We start from the raw sequence: 15991 nt of genomic DNA on the forward strand, positions 1-15991 counted from the left end.
TCTTATTGACTTCTAATCAAATCTTAATCTATAATACTATTTGTCAAGACAATTGATAATCATTATCAACTAAAAAGGGAGACCATTCTATGAAAAAACTAAAATTTTCCTCACTAATTGCTCTATTCATTGCAGCAATTATGGTATTAGGTGCATGTGGCACAAAAAAATCAGACGAAGCTTCTGGTAGAGAAAGTAAAAAAGCAAATACAATTACGATTAAGCATGCAATGGGTACGACAAAAATTCCAGTTAATCCAAAAAGAGTCGTTATTTTAACAAACGAAGGAACAGAAGCTTTACTAGCATTAGGTGTGAAACCAGTTGGTGCTGTTAAATCATGGACAGGAAACCCTTGGTACGATCATATTTCTAAAGATATGGATGGCGTAGAAGTTGTAGGTGTGGAAAGTGAAGTTAACCTTGAGAAAATTGCTGGTTTAAAACCAGATTTAATCATCGGTAATAAAATGCGTCAAGAAAAAGTGTATGATCAATTAAGTGCAATTGCACCAACAGTTTTCGCTGAAACATTACGTGGAGATTGGCAAGAGAATTTCAAATTTTATGCAAAAGTTTTAAACAAAGAAGAACAAGGTAATACAGTATTAGCTGATTATACAAAACGTGTTGATGATCTAAAAGCAGAATTAGGTGATAAAGTAAATCAAAAAATATCAATGGTCCGTTTTATGGGCGCTGATGTACGAATCTATCACCAAGATACTTTCTCTGGTGTAATTCTAAAACAATTAGGATTCCAACGTCCTGAAGAACAAAATGCTCCTGATTTTGCTGAAAAAGGCGTAACAAAAGAACGTATTCCAGCAATGGATGGAGACTACCTATTCTACTTTACATATGATGACGGTAAGGAGTCTGGTTCTAAGCTTGAAAAAGAATTTATAGAAGATCCATTATTCAAAAAGTTAAATGCTTCTAAAAATGGACATGTCATAAAAGTAAATGATGTAACTTGGAACACTGCTGGTGGAATCAAGGCTGCTTACTTAATGTTAGATGACATTGAAAAGACCTTTACTAAATAAAACAATTTAAAAAGTTTACCTTTATTGTCAGATTAAACGACAATTTAGGTAAACTTTTTATTTGTTCTACGCCTGCAATACTTGCTTATCCTGCTTTCTCTGCATCTTCAGCAATTCCTGCAATTAACGTAAGCATCATATGCTCTTGGTCCCAATATTCATTGTTAAATTTTAAACTATTAGGGGTTTTTGCAAATGTTTTGAATCCTAGTTTTTCATATAGTTTTTTTGCTGTTTCATTACCTTCTATGATATTTAATGTAAGTTGTTCAAGTCCAAAGCTTTTTGCTAAGTGGATCGCTTCTTCAATTAGAAGATAGCCTGCCCCCATTTTCCGAGCACTAGGTGAAACATAGACAGACTCAATTTTTCCTTTATGCTCTGCTTTAACCTTTTCAAATGTTTTTAAAGTTGCTACTCCAATTAATTGACCTTTGTCAGTAAATGCACCAATCGTATAATTTTTATCTTGATCCAATATTTCTGCTTTGTATTCAATAGGGTCATCTTGATCAAGTATTTCATCCATAGTTGTAATAAAAACTTCAGGATTCTCTTTTAAACCTTCTAAACGAATATTAAGATAGATTTCTGCATCTTCTTTAGTTAATAAACGTATTTTCATACTATCCCTCCGTAGTTGTTGCAAAGTATATTTTATAGAACAAATGTCAGGTTTTCAACGCTTTCAAAAACTAAACTCTAGTAAACTCACATTGTCATAAACTTGTAAAAAACATAAAAAACGCTTGTGTACCAAGCGTTTAGACGATTCTCTTTTTATTATTTTTTTCAATTCCTGTTACAGAAATGTTAGGTTTGTCATAGTCATTAAGTAAACTTTACTTAATCAAATAAGCTAGTTTTTTATTAAATAAACCCTTTCTGGTCTACCGATCGTACCATATGCTAAATCCGCTAATACTTTTCCTTCAGATACTAGATATTCTAAATATCTCCGGGCAGTAGTACGACTAACGCCAATTTCCAGTCCTATATTCTCAGCAGTCATTCCGTTATGAACTTCATTTATCACTAGTAACACCTTATCTAAAGTAAGCTTATCTATGCCTTTAGGGTATATACTTTGTTCTTCAATCACCGAATTATTTTTTCCAATTAAACCGTCGATTTCTTCCTGAGTTAGATAAGCACTTTTTGATTGTAGGCTTTGCACTTTATTTGAATAATTTGCATAACGAATTAGAGACTTTTTAAAACGATCAAAAATGACTGGCTTAATAATAAAATCAAATACCCCATAATGTAACGCCTTATTAACTGAGTCGATTTCTTTGGATGCTGTAATCATAATAACATCTGCCAAAATTGAATTTTTCTTCATCCATTGTAAAAAATCTAAGCCATTCATATCTGGAAAATAAACATCTAATAATACTAGCTGCGGTTTTAGGATCTCAATTAAATCAACTGCTTCTTGATAATTGGTTGCAATACCGATTACACTAAACCCTTCTATTCTTTCAATAAATCGCTGATGTATTTCTGCAATTCTACTATCATCTTCAACTATTAACACTTCTATTTCTATTAAATTCTTTCTCATCGTATCTGTTACTCTCCTTTTGGCGTTTCGGAATGGCAACAATAAATGTAGTTCCCCCATGTTCATTTGAATGAAAAGTAATCTGTCCGTTTAATTTATGGAGTAATCTTTGAACTAGATGTAGTCCGATCCCTGAATTTTTAGATTGCTCCTTAGTAGTCATACCATATTCAAAAATCTCATCGATTAACTCTTCGGGAATTCCATTTGCATTATCCTCTATTTCAATTACTAAATCTTCACCTAAATCAGTTAGAAATAGTGAAACAAGTTTTTCTGTTTTATTCGTTTCTAATACTGCATCGAATGCGTTATTTAATAGATTTCCTATTATCGTTATTAAGTCTTCCCTATTTATTTCTTTAGGTACATCTGCAAAACTACTATTATAATCAATGTTAAAGTCTACTTTTAACTCATTAGCTAAACTTATTTTACCTAAAAGAAGTCCTGCAACGACTGGGTCTGAAATTTCTTCCATAATAAGGTGGATAATATTTTGAGTTATATTTGATTCCTTTGAAATCAATTCAATCGCTTCCTGATACGATTCAAGCTGTATTAAGCCTAAAATTGTATGTAACTTATTTGAATATTCATGTGCCTGTGCTCTAAGGCCTTCTGAATATGCTTTTATTTGCGATAGTTCATTTAGCAATTTATTTAATTCTGATTTTTCCCTAAAGGTTGTGACTGCTCCAACAATTTTAGAATTCACACCAACAATCGGTATACAATTAATAATCATTACTTTTTCATTTATTAAAAACTCTACATCATAAATTGGCTTACCCGTTTCAACTACTTTCTTCAGATGTGAATTAGGCAATATGTCTTCTATTTTTAATCCTCTGAGCTTTATATTATTAGAAATAGAAAGTACTTTATGAGCATTTTCATTTACTACCGTAATCTCTCCGTATTCATCAATCGCAATGATTCCTTCATGAATCGATTCTAAAATTGCATGTTTTTCTTTGTACATCCTTCCAATTTCCTTCGGCTCCAATCCGAATATCGATTTTTTAATATTAAATGAAATTAAAAAAGCTGCTCCAATTCCAAGAAGTAATATGACAATACTATTTTTTATTAGTTTTTTACTAAACGCATTTGCCTCATGATCGATATCTTTTATTAAGTAGCCTACAGAAACAACTCCAATTACGTTACCATTATCATCAAAAATAGGTGTTTTTCCCCTTAAAGAAGGGCCAAGTGTACCTGTCGATTCTGATACGATTTCCTGTCCCTTAAATACTTTATCATTATCTCCTCCAACCATTTTCTGACCAATTAGTAATGGGTTCGGATGTGAATAACGTAGTTCATTTAGATTTCCTACAACGATAAATTCCGCTCCAACTTTTTTTCGAATCTTTTCAACGATAGGCTGAATGATCCCAGATGGATTTTCACTTGAAAATGCTTCACGAACTTCAGGCATATTTGCCACTGTTTGAGAAATGGCTAAAGCCTTTAATCCCTTTTCATGTTTAAGGTTTTTTAGAAGCATTTCTTGAGATACTATTTCAAAAACACTACTTATAACTAAAATAAGAACAGAAATAAAGATGATTAACTTATAATGTAAACGCATAAAATTTCTCCTTATATTTTTATAATAATCAAAAAACTCCTTTAATAAAAGGAGTTTTGTTAGAATATTTTAAGCTTCTACATTAATAACTACTTCCTTACCCTTTAATTTCATAATAATTGGAATAAGAATCCAAAGTAATCCAATTATTAAAAATACTAATGAAATAGGATGAGTAAAGAAAATACTATAATCACCATTTGATACGGTTAAAGCTCTTCTTAAATTATTCTCAATCATTGGGCCTAAAACGATTCCTAATACTAGTGGCGCGATTGGAAAATCATTCTTTGAAAGGAAATAGCCAAAAATACCACATGCTATTAATAGAAATAAATCATTAACAGATACTTGAACGGCATAAACACCAAATATTGAAATGGCTACAATTAGTGGCAATAAGTATTTCTTCGGCGTCTGAATAATTTTTGCAAATATTTTTACTAAAGGCATATTTAAGATAATCAGCATTACGTTACCAATGAACATACTCGCAATTAACCCCCATGCAACGTCAGGATGTTCATCGAAAAGCAGTGGTCCCGGTTGTATGTTATACATCATTAAGGCACCCATTAGGATTGCAGTTGTTCCTGAACTTGGAATTCCTAACGTTAATAAAGGAATCATCGCACCACCAGACGCGGCATTGTTTGCGGACTCAGGAGATGCAACTCCGGCAATTGCACCAGTTCCAAATTTTTCTGGTGTTTTACTGACTTTCTTTTCTAAAATATAAGCAAAAAATGAAGCTAAAATAGCACCCGCTCCCGGTAATAAACCGACGAAAAATCCCAAAATAGAGCCCCTAGCGATCGGTGCTGCACTTTCTTTTAGTTCTTCTTTAGATGGTAATAAATTATTAATCTTTGCCATCTCGCCATCTTCAACTTCATTTTCAATAATGGTTTTAAATACTTCCCCAAGAGCAAATAATCCTACCGCTACTGTTAAAAATTCTAACCCTTGATATAGCCATGGAATGTCATATGTAAAACGAGAAACTCCTGATACAGAATCAATTCCAATTGTAGCTAGTAGTAGTCCGAAAATCGTCATAATTAATGCTTTTGTTACTGACTTCCCAGCTAGTCCACTTACTGCACATAAACCAAGAAGCATTAATGAAAAATATTCAGCTGGACCGAACTTAATTGCTAATGCCGATAATGGTTTTGCTAATACGATCAGCGCAATAAGAGTAAAAATCCCTGCCACAAATGAACCAATTGCAGCGATTGACAAAGCACTTCCCGCTCTACCTTTTTTAGCCATTTGATAGCCATCTAAAGTCGTCACTACGGATGAAGATTCGCCTGGAGTATTTAATAGAATTGAAGTTGTAGAACCACCATACATCGCACCATAATATACACCAGCTAATAAAATAATTGCACTACCCGCTGCTTGCTCTGGTCCTAAAAAGCCAGTTACCGAAGCAGTAACAGGTATTAGTAAAGCGACCCCACTCATTGGCCCAATACCAGGTAATACCCCTACTGCTGTACCAATTAATACTCCCGCAAAGGCAAACAATAAGTTGTACCATGTAAATGCAGTTTCAAATCCCTGCATTAAATATTGAAAAGTACTCAAGTTCATAACTCTCCCTTCTTATTTCTAAAACCAAATTGACCAAACAGGTAACGTACCTTTTAAAACATCGACGAAAATAAAATAAATAATGAGTGAATAACCTAAAGAAATCGAAAGTGATTTTATCCAGTTTCCACGCTCCATTGTTTGAATTGCTACAATTAGGAATAAAAACGAACTAATAATAAAACCGATTTTCTCAAGTAAAAGTGCATAAAGAATCGCTGAAACTAGAATGATAAAAAATTGCTTATAATTATATTGAGCTGCTTCCTTTTCTTTTTCTTTATAAGAAAATGTTTCGTAAAATAACCTACAGCTTAATAAAGAAAGCGTACAGCCAAGTATGAATGGAAAAACGTTCGGACCAACTACACTTCCATAAGCAGTAGCTGCTATACTCCGACTTTCTAAAATAAAAGTAATACCTGTAAGAAGAAAAATGATTGCTGCTAATCGATCAAATTTTTTATTCATATATCTCACCTCTTTAAGTTCAATAATGGAAAAGAAGGAGTGTTTTCCCCTTCTTTATTTCAACTATTTATTCATTCCTAATGCTTTTAATAAATCTTGAACTTGTGTTTGTTGTTCGGATAAAAACGAATTAAATTCTTTACCATCTTTATATTCCGGCTGCCAGCCTTGCTTTTCTACTTCTTCTTTCCATTCTTTTGTTTTAACTAATTTTGAAATTGTTTTTTCCCAATATGAGTATGCATCTTTAGACATTTTCTCTGGTCCAAACACCCCACGCCAAATGATAAACTCAGCATCAATGCCTTGTTCTTTAGCTGTTGGGAACTCAGACAATACATCTCCTTGTAAACGTTCAGGTGATGTTACTGCTAAAACTTTAACTTTACCTGATTTAACAAACTCAAGCGTACTAGAGACATCAGTCGAGATGACATCCGCATTGTTTCCTAATAATGCTGTTATTGCTTCTGAACCACCATCATAGGATACGTACTTAATTTTCGTAGGATCAATACCGTATTTATAAGCAGGTAAAATCCCAATTAAATGGTCCATTGACCCTGGAGCAGATCCCCCAGCTAAAGTAATATTCTTCGGGTTCTTTTTAATATCATCTAAAAGTGATTTTAAATCTGTATACTTAGAATCAGCTTTTACAACGATTGCACCATAATCCTTTGTTAGCTGAGCTAATGGGGTACTATTTTTATAGCCATATGGACTATTTCCTTCTTTTTTCAAGTTATTAATAATAATAGGTGGTGAGTTGACAAATAATTTTTCATTATTAGCTTTATCTTGAGTAGCATATTCGGCCATGAATACCGTACCGCCACCGCCTGGCTTATTTTCTACCGTCATAGGTTCTTTAACAAGTTTTGTTTCGCTTAATACTTTAGTGAACGATCTAGCTGTTAAATCCCATCCACCACCTGCTCCTGATGGTGCTACAACCGAAATTGCCTTATTAGGATAAGATGAGTTATTGCTTCCTGTTGTTACACTATTACTTTTACATGCTGCAAGACTTACAGTGATTAAAGAAGTCATTACAAATAAACCAGTCTTTTTAAATTTCACCTATAGTTCCTCCCTTTTTTGGAAACGCTTTCTTATACAAGTATTATAGTTTAATAATTCTGAAAAAAGTTTTTATGAACGTTAAAGACGTAAAATCCATTAAAACCATTTTGTTCATAAAAACCACGAAAAAGAAACTCTCCGATTGACGAGCCTTCAGGAGGAAACAGAAGCGTAGTTTGGATTTTGAAAGTTACTTTTACATAGTGGTTCATGAGGATCTTAATACGAAGGATTTTGTAATTTACTTATTCAAAACGAGATCTTAAGGAATACAAAAAAAGAATACGAGTCTGAAATTATATCAGACTCGCATTCTTTTTTCTTACTTATTTATGAATCCAAACTGCACCTGCTGAATTATCTTTCGCTTCTCCAATTACTTGGAATTTTAATCCGTAGTTAGGTACTTTTCTTCCTGCATCAGGAATTAAAGTATTTTGGTAACTATGTGAATCATCGAATTTTGTTACACCAGGTAGTCCATCATAGTCAAAAATCCCACGTGATGGTGAATTAATGTAGAATTCAGGTGATTTGTCATAACTGAAAGCAGCGTCAGCTACTTGGTAACGAGTACTTTGTGATACAGATGGTTTACCATTTAATGTACCAACGATAGCCTCTGGATGAGCATCTACTACACCTAAGAAACCTTCACCAGGGTGAACACCTACCCAGTTATCTGTATAGCTATTATCACCATACCAAACTACTAAGCCAGTATTATACTTAACTCCACGTGCATATTCTAATGCTTTATCAGAACCAGCATAGTTTCTCCACTCTAAGTAGTAGAAGTGATCTTTAAAATCAGTACCATTTGATACGGTTGCTTTGTCTAATGTAAATTCTGGAGTTCCTTCTGCACCATCAGTAAATTTAACTACACCGTCAACAGTTAATTTTGCTTCGTCGAAAGCAAATCCTTCAGGAGCCAGTCCACCATCTGTAACATATTCAAACTGAACTTTTACGTTTTTTCCTTTGAATGCAGATAAGTCATAAACTTTATCTACCCAAAGTCCTTTAGATGTTTCACGTCCACCTGCAGTATTTTCATCACCAATCGTATCAATTGTTGCAAGTTTATCACCTGTTGCTGCATCTAATACATTTACATCTAAATAATCATAACCAGTTTCAACTTCATAGTTTGCTTTTACAGAGAAGCTTGCATTTGTAGCTGTCGTTAAATTAAATATTGGTGAAGTCATTTTAGTGTGAAGGTCATCGCCTTTTGTACTATAGTAGTATTTTGCACCAAATTGAGGTTGAATTTTACTTTTTACTTCTTTCTTTGGTAAGTTAACTTTTACTACACCTGGGTTATTAGATTTAGTAACACTTTGGTCAATAAAAGTAGCAATACCTTTTTCGTCAATATCCTTATAATCTACTTCTGTCATATTAGCCCAGTTTCCACCGATCGTTTTTTGGAAATACTCTTTATTTTGCGGTGAAAAACTTGTAGGTGTTGTACCAGCGATTGCGCCGTTCCAACTACCACCACTCATGATTGACCAAGAAGCAACTGGTTCACCATTTCCAGTGTACCCAGTATCGTACTCATCTGGTAATCCTAAATCATGACCGAATTCGTGGGCAAATACACCAACTGCTCCGTCTTCTGGCTCAATTGTGTAATCATAAGCAGCCATTTGTCCTCCCCAATATGGAACTTTTGATTTAGTTCCTGAGAAAGTAGTTACTCCATTTAAAGTCCAACGGTGTGACCAGATTGCGTTATCACGTAACTTCCCTCCGCCAGCTTCTTGTCCAGTACCTGCGTGAAGTACCATTAAATGGTCTACTAATCCATCAGGCTCATTAATGTTGCCATCACCATCAAGGTCATAAATATCTAAATCATCGAAATCAGCTAAATTAATTCCTGAGTTGATTGCAGCACGTAATGATTCCTTTACAAGATCGCGTGGACCTAGTGGTGCAAGATTATCATGTCCACCAGATGGGCTATCATCACCATAATCAGCTGCCTTCCCAGAAACTGTTAACCAGTCTGTTACTGTACCTTTTACAGTATAGCTTCCACCAGATTGTTCTTCATAAAATTGTTTAAACGTTTTAATTTTTGAGCCATCGTTTAAAGTAAAATCTTTATCTCCAAAAAGCATATCTTCGTAATGTTTTTTACTGAAATCGTCAGTGTATATGTATCCATCTTGTTTATCAATATTGTTATGTTTGAAATCAGCAAATTCAGTTAAGATAACTAATACTTTATCTTCACGTACTCCTCCGTTATAGCCAGCTTGTTTTGCTGAATCAACTTTTACTACACCATTTGGTTTACCTTTTTTATAGTTTTCATGACCTTTATTTAATTGTGATAAAAGTTGAGCTTTACGTTTTTCTAATGTCGCTCTTTGTTTATCAGCAATTTCAGATTGTGACTGTGAATTTACTTTTTCCTTATATTCACCTTGTTTTTCCTTTATGTAAGCTTGTACCTTTGCATTAGCTGTTTCAGAGCTATCAGATTCTTTGATCACGCCTCTGTCTCTTAATGCTTTTTCTAATCTTTCTTCATCTACTACGTTTAAATCTAAATAAGGACTTTCAACTAATTGCTTACTTTCACTTTCAGTAGGAATTGCTGCTTTTGAAGTAACTCCTGTTGAAAAAATGGACATACTTAATGCTGTAGCAAGTGAGACACTCGATAATACCTTCCAGTAAGATGGTCTTGCCATAATTCTACACCCCTCTATTTGAATATTCTAACAATAAGTAAATAGTACAAGCTTCAAGGGGATTGTACAATGAGTAATTATAAATAATTTCTAATAATTCAGTTAATGTATTTAATCTAATTTTAATAGTTTTTTAATAATATGAATAGGCATATATACTTATTCATCTGACAAGAAAATACATTTTCTATTTAAATCAAACAATTTTCGAGGAGTTTTTTATGATTTCGACAATTAAGCAAGATTTCTTTTTAAAACCATCCATACAAGTAGCAAAGGAGCTTTTAGGTAAAATACTAGTTCATAATACTGATGAAATGGAACTTTCCGGAATAATTGTAGAGACTGAAGCATATATGGGTCCAGAAGATCGTGCTGCACATAGTTTTCAAAACCGACGTACGAAACGAACTGAAATCATGTTTCATGAGGCAGGTTACATCTACACTTATCAAATGCATACTCATACTTTAATTAATGTAGTTTGTGAAGAAATCGGCAAACCACAAGTAGTATTAATTAGAGCACTAGAACCTGTGAATGGGATTGAAAAAATGATTGAACTTCGAAAAAATCAGCCAATTTCTAATTTAACGAATGGACCAGGTAAGCTTACAAAAGCATTGAATATTACGATGGAGTCATATGGAAAACCGATTTGGCTTCCACCCGTTTACATCAAAGAAGGAATAAAACCAGAACATATTAGTAGTGGACCTAGAATCGGCATTGAAAATACCGGCGAGGCGAGGGACTATCCATGGAGATTTTGGATTACGGAAAACAAATTTGTTTCAAGATAAAAAATACCCAGGCTGTTGATAAACTCTCGCTTTTAAAACAGTCTGGGTCTTCTTAATTTCGGAACCTATTTTAAACATCATTCATCAGATGAAAAAACTGCATTTTTAATTTGCTCTTCCAATTCCAAACGATATTCGAAAATTTGGTACTTATTCCAACTTAATCTATTCGCCATATAACGAATCACTTCGTCTTTATACTTATGAACTAGATCAATTTGAAAATATAAAAATCCAGTTCTCCTAATAAAAAAGTCGACTGGCTTTACAATCATTTCGTTTTGAATTCCATATTCTAATTGTAAAAATAATGATAATGGTAGATTAGAATCACCTTTCAATTCACTAAATGATATACTCATTAAATGCTCAATATTTGATCCGTATATTTTACTTAATCTTTTATATTCAGATTCACTTAATCCAATTGCAATACCCGCAGATGAAAATCGTTTTTTAAAATAATTAAAACCTTTTGCCCCCCCAACATCGCCACCGGATATTGGTAAAGTTTTAGTCTGACATTTTTTAAATCTATTATCATTATCTTTTGATATAAGGTCTACAATTGTCTCCGCCATTTTCCGGTAGCCTGTTAACTTTCCCCCTGCTATTGAAATTAACCCAGAGGATGATTCCCAAATCTCATCCTTTCTTGAGATTTCAGAGGGATCCTTACCTTCTTCAAAAATTAAAGGCCGAATGCCAGCCCAACTTGATTCAATATCAGTATCTTCCAGTTTTATAGTTGGAAACATATACTGAATACAATTTAAAATATATTCCCTATCTTCATTACTTACTTTTGGATTAGCGGTATCTCGATCAAAAAATGTATCTGTTGTACCAACATAAGTCTTTCCATCTCTTGGAATTGCAAAGACCATTCGACCGTCTACTGTATCAAAATAGACAGACTGATTTAAAGGAAACTTTTTATGATCAATTACTAAATGGACCCCTTTTGTTAGTCTAAGATTTTTATCACTTTCTATTCGTTCCATTTCCCTAAGTTGGTCAACCCATGGTCCAGTTGCGTTAACAATCCTCTTTGCCCGAATTGTAAAAGGTACTTTCGTTATTAAATCGATTGCTTTGACTCCTACTATTCTATTATTTTCATAGATGAAATCTGTCACTTCTACATAATTGATTGCCTGTGCCCCGTGTTCAACTGCTTTTTTTATAACTTCGATTGTAAGGCGAGCATCATCAGTTCGATATTCAACGTAATATCCTCCAGCTCTAAGCCCCTCTCTTTTAACTAATGGCTCCTTTTCGATCGTTTCTTTTCGATTTAACATTTTTCTCCGCTCATCTTTTTTTACCCCAGCTAAGTAGTCATATAATCTAAGGCCAATAGAAGTAGTAAATTTACCAAAAGTTCCACCCTTATAGATGGGAAGTAACATCCTTTCAGGTGTAGTCACATGTGGGCCATTTTCATAAACAATTGCACGTTCTTTACCAACCTCTGCTACCATTTTGAATTCATATTGTTTTAAATATCGTAACCCACCATGAACTAGCTTAGTAGAACGACTAGATGTACCCGATGCAAAATCTTGCATTTCAACTAGGGCCGTACGCATCCCTCTAGTAGTTGCATCAAGTGCAATACCACAACCTGTTATACCTCCACCAATAACTAATAAATCGAACTCTCTTTCAGCTAATGTTTTCTTAATCCTTTTTCTATTTAAACTTGAAAATTGTTCTGCCATTGTATAACCTCACTTCAACAAATTTTCTAGTTGTCTAAAAAAAGCGACACAAAAGAAATCAATTTAAAATTAAAAAGGACCGCTACAATTACATCTATGTAGAAAGGTCCTAGAGTTTCGAATTTAAAAATAGTTAAGTGGTTTTCTTATTTAAATGCTAAAGTTGCTTTAATTGCTTTTTTCCAGCCTGAATATAACTCATTACTTAATTCAGTTGTCATTTGTTGTTCAAAGCATCGATCCATCTGCCATTGTCCGGCTATTTCTTCTTTACTTTTCCAAAATCCCACTGCTAAACCAGCTAAATAAGCTGCACCTAAGGCTGTTGTTTCATTTATCAAAGGTCGCTCCACAGGTACATTCAAAATATCACTTTGAAATTGCATTAAGAAATTATTCTTAACAGCTCCCCCGTCTACTCGTAACGTTTTTAAAGAAATAGTTGAATCCGCCTCCATTGCTGTAAGCACATCTTTTGTTTGATATGCAAGCGCTTCTAATGTAGCACGGATAAAATGTTCTTTAGATGTACCTCTTGTTAACCCAAATACTGCTCCACGGACATCACTATCCCAATATGGTGTTCCGAGACCTACAAAAGCAGGTACAACGTAAACTCCATCAGATGAGGTTACCCTAGTAGCATATCTCTCACTATCTACAGCGAACCCCAAATCTCATTTGCATTATGCTCTACCCAACCTGGGTGAGGAAAATATTGTGTAAACTCTTTTTGAGCTGTATGTACATTCTTACCTTTTTTATCAAATAAAATTGCTCTTGAGCTAGTCGTCCCTTGATCAAGTGATAAAATATATTTTTCCATCTCAGGATGACCTCCTTACTATTATTTTATGTAGGCGTGGTGTAAAAATGCGACTTAGTATCTATTTAAAGATGATTGTTGATTTCTACTCTTTTATGTAATAAAACCGGTACTAAATCAAAAGATATTTATGAGGTAATATCTATGAAAGAAGAGCGTTGATTTTAGCTACAGGAAATTACTTTCCATGGAGCAGAATCTGAGCCCCGATTTACCAAGTATACATCTCACTTATTTAAAAAAAACTTTAAAATTATACACATATTCACTTAAATAATTATTCTATTTAACATTTAATGATTTCTTTCTTAACAAAAGTACTGTATTGCAAATCCCTCACTTTTTCTACCAATAAAAAAACCTACTTAGTTCAGTAGATTTTCTAAAATTAATATTAAATTCATTTGATTTAATTAATTTATTGTAGTTTATCGTTATTTCTTAGGAAATAATGTCGGAAATATACTTTATTTTCTTGAGGAAATCATCAAATTACTTTCTTAAGTACTATATTGTCATTTAGCTGTTTTTTGAAGTGGACATAATCGGTAAAGATACTTCAAAACTAGTCCCTTCTCCTTTTTTACTTTGAACTTTGATTTTTCCACCATGTTCTTCAACAATCCATTTTGCAATTGATAATCCAAGTCCAATTCCATTTTTGGATGTACGTGAGACATCTTCTTGAAAGAAACGGTCAAAAATCCGAGGAAGGTTTTCTTCTTTTATACCCACTCCACTATCTATAACCTTAATTAGAAAATTATTTTTCACTTGATTACAGCTAATTTGAATCGTATCATTTTCGTTCGTAAATTTCATTGCATTATCAATTAAAATCACAAGTAATTGGTGAATTCTTTCTTGATCACCAAAATAAAAATACGTATCTTTAATCGATAAAAATATTTCTTTACTTTGAAATGAAATGATTTCAGAGAAGTGCGATACAACTTCTTCTAACAACTCATTTAAAGAAAATATCTTCTTATTTAATTGTATTTGCCCTGAATCTGATCTAGCTAATGTTAATAAGCTTGCAACAAGTTTGGAAAGGCGTCTATTCTCTTTTAACATAATTGAAAAATCTTGTGCCTTATCTTCGATTGTTGCGCCTGGCTCTCTAAGCAATAACTCCAAACGCGATTGAATGACAGTTAAAGGTGTTCGAATTTCATGAGAAGCATCCGATACAAACTCTTGTTGTTTTTGCCATGCGTTTGTTATTGGTATGAGTGCACGACCTGCCAAAATATAACCTGCTACAACAGATAAAGCACTGCCCAAAACCCAACCAACAATTAATATGATTAATAATGTATCAACTAAATCTTTTTCCGAGTCAATATTTCGTAAAATTTGTAGTGTAATCTTCCCTCGATTCGTCTCACCTTGAATTGAGATCGTTCGATAATTCATATCACCGATTTTATCATTGTATATTTCGTTTATTTTTGTAGGATATTTAAGTTCATCTTGTAGAATAATCGCATTCATACCTGGCATGGGATTTACTAATTTTTTATTTTCATCCCACATGATCATTAAAACACGTGGATCTCGATTGGAAATTGGTAAACGATTTGGATTATCACTATTTTGTATACGATTAATATTCCATAAAAGTGATTGATCAACTTCTTTATACAAACGATTATTAGTATATGAATAAATAATGAAAGAAAGGATTCCTATTATTAAGATAAATACTACTGAATTTATAATCGTTAATCGAATTTTTGTTTTCTTAAACATCTCTTCACCTAGTCATCTTTCATAATATATCCGATTCCTCTGACAGTCTTAATTATGCTTCCATAATTAAATGGCTCTAGTTTTTTTCGAAGCTGATGTACATATACTTCAACAATCGCAACAGTAGTATCAGAATCAAATCCCCAAATTCTATCAAAAATTTGTTCTTTCATTAAAATCTTGCCTTGATTTTGAATGAAGTATTCTAATAGTTCATATTGTTTGATTGTTAAATGAATCGATTCATTATTTATTTCAACAGGATGCTCTTTTCCTTTTAACATGATTCCTTGATACTTCAATGAACTATCAATTGCTAATTTACCACTTCTTCTAAGTAATGCATAAATTCTTGCAAGTAACTCCGGCCCTTGAAATGGTTTTACTAAATAATCGTCCGCTCCTATGTTTAATCCTTCAACACGATCTTCTAATGAATCTTTGGCAGTTAGAAAAAGAACTGGTGTATGTACCCCTGCTTTTCTCAAGTCCTTAACAATTTCAAAACCATTTTTCTCGGGCAGCATTACATCTAACACAATCACATCATATATGTTTTGCATCGCCAAGAAAAATCCTTCTTCTCCCTCTAATGCCTTATCTACCTTAAAATCATTTGATAATAATTCAACGATTGAATTTAAAACTTCTATATGATCTTCTACAACTAAAATTCTCATTTTTTGCCTCCATTAGACTAAAAAGAAGCGTTCATCATATCACAACGCTCCCCTTTATTTATTCAAATCGTACTGCTAGAATTGGTCTCATATTTGAAGTTCTACAGGGAAAAC

13 protein-coding genes and 1 pseudogene are annotated in these 15991 nt (G+C 33.2%); 2 read left to right on the top strand and 12 right to left on the bottom strand.

Annotation, left to right across the window (positions count from 1 at the left end; translation table 11 throughout):
* The first annotated feature begins 89 nt into the window (after positions 1 to 89).
* Positions 90 to 1049 carry an iron-siderophore ABC transporter substrate-binding protein gene (locus tag RAH41_RS06060; protein WP_331221270.1) on the top strand — a complete coding sequence of 320 codons (960 nt, stop codon included), beginning with the start codon at positions 90 to 92 and terminating at the stop codon, positions 1047 to 1049.
* An 85-nt stretch (positions 1050 to 1134) separates the two neighbouring features.
* On the opposite strand, the gene RAH41_RS06065 is transcribed toward RAH41_RS06060, so the two are convergent.
* From RAH41_RS06065 to RAH41_RS06095, 7 genes are all read right to left on the bottom strand, one after another.
* Entirely contained in the window at positions 1135 to 1674 is a 540-nt protein-coding gene (locus RAH41_RS06065; RefSeq protein ID WP_331221272.1) for a GNAT family N-acetyltransferase, read from the bottom strand.
* Between the two features lie 234 nt (positions 1675 to 1908).
* Positions 1909 to 2616: a response regulator gene (locus tag RAH41_RS06070; RefSeq protein WP_331221274.1), complete on the bottom strand. Its 708-nt coding sequence runs from the start codon at positions 2614 to 2616 to the stop codon at positions 1909 to 1911.
* Positions 2576 to 4216 (bottom strand): sensor histidine kinase, encoded by a 1641-nt coding sequence (locus tag RAH41_RS06075; RefSeq protein WP_331221276.1) that lies wholly within the window; start codon positions 4214 to 4216, stop codon positions 2576 to 2578. The genes RAH41_RS06070 and RAH41_RS06075 overlap by 41 nt, the downstream gene beginning before the upstream one ends.
* 69 nt (positions 4217 to 4285) lie before the next feature.
* Complete coding sequence (locus tag RAH41_RS06080; protein WP_419471572.1) at positions 4286 to 5791, bottom strand: tripartite tricarboxylate transporter permease; 1506 nt, start codon at positions 5789 to 5791, stop codon at positions 4286 to 4288.
* Between the two features lie 45 nt (positions 5792 to 5836).
* Positions 5837 to 6289 (bottom strand): tripartite tricarboxylate transporter TctB family protein, encoded by a 453-nt coding sequence (locus tag RAH41_RS06085; RefSeq protein ID WP_331221278.1) that lies wholly within the window; start codon positions 6287 to 6289, stop codon positions 5837 to 5839.
* Positions 6290 to 6352: 63 nt separating this feature from the next.
* On the bottom strand, positions 6353 to 7372 hold the full coding sequence (locus RAH41_RS06090) for a Bug family tripartite tricarboxylate transporter substrate binding protein (protein WP_419471565.1): 1020 nt from the start codon (positions 7370 to 7372) through the stop codon (positions 6353 to 6355).
* Between the two features lie 329 nt (positions 7373 to 7701).
* Positions 7702 to 10089, bottom strand: coding sequence for an immune inhibitor A domain-containing protein (locus RAH41_RS06095; RefSeq protein WP_331221279.1), 2388 nt, complete (start codon positions 10087 to 10089; stop codon positions 7702 to 7704).
* A 221-nt stretch (positions 10090 to 10310) separates the two neighbouring features.
* Between RAH41_RS06095 and RAH41_RS06100 the strand changes: the two genes are divergently transcribed.
* On the top strand, positions 10311 to 10892 hold the full coding sequence (locus tag RAH41_RS06100) for a DNA-3-methyladenine glycosylase (RefSeq protein ID WP_331221280.1): 582 nt from the start codon (positions 10311 to 10313) through the stop codon (positions 10890 to 10892).
* A gap of 77 nt (positions 10893 to 10969) precedes the next feature.
* Here RAH41_RS06100 and RAH41_RS06105 read toward each other — a convergent pair whose 3' ends face one another.
* The 5 genes and pseudogenes from RAH41_RS06105 to RAH41_RS06120 form a co-directional block, all read right to left on the bottom strand.
* Complete coding sequence (locus RAH41_RS06105; protein WP_331221281.1) at positions 10970 to 12616, bottom strand: glycerol-3-phosphate dehydrogenase/oxidase; 1647 nt, start codon at positions 12614 to 12616, stop codon at positions 10970 to 10972.
* A gap of 146 nt (positions 12617 to 12762) precedes the next feature.
* A pseudogene (locus RAH41_RS06110) lies at positions 12763 to 13272 on the bottom strand (FGGY-family carbohydrate kinase); the annotation flags it as partial.
* A gap of 2 nt (positions 13273 to 13274) precedes the next feature.
* Positions 13275 to 13442 (bottom strand): FGGY family carbohydrate kinase, encoded by a 168-nt coding sequence (locus tag RAH41_RS22590; RefSeq protein WP_419471566.1) that lies wholly within the window; start codon positions 13440 to 13442, stop codon positions 13275 to 13277.
* A gap of 519 nt (positions 13443 to 13961) precedes the next feature.
* On the bottom strand, positions 13962 to 15197 hold the full coding sequence (locus tag RAH41_RS06115; protein ID WP_331221282.1) for a HAMP domain-containing sensor histidine kinase: 1236 nt from the start codon (positions 15195 to 15197) through the stop codon (positions 13962 to 13964).
* 8 nt (positions 15198 to 15205) lie between these two features.
* Positions 15206 to 15877, bottom strand: coding sequence for a response regulator transcription factor (locus RAH41_RS06120; RefSeq protein ID WP_331221283.1), 672 nt, complete (start codon positions 15875 to 15877; stop codon positions 15206 to 15208).
* Positions 15878 to 15991: the final 114 nt, after the last annotated feature.

The sequence above is a fragment of the Gottfriedia acidiceleris genome, assembly GCF_036421055.1.
GTDB lineage: Bacteria > Bacillota > Bacilli > Bacillales > Bacillaceae_G > Gottfriedia > Gottfriedia acidiceleris_C.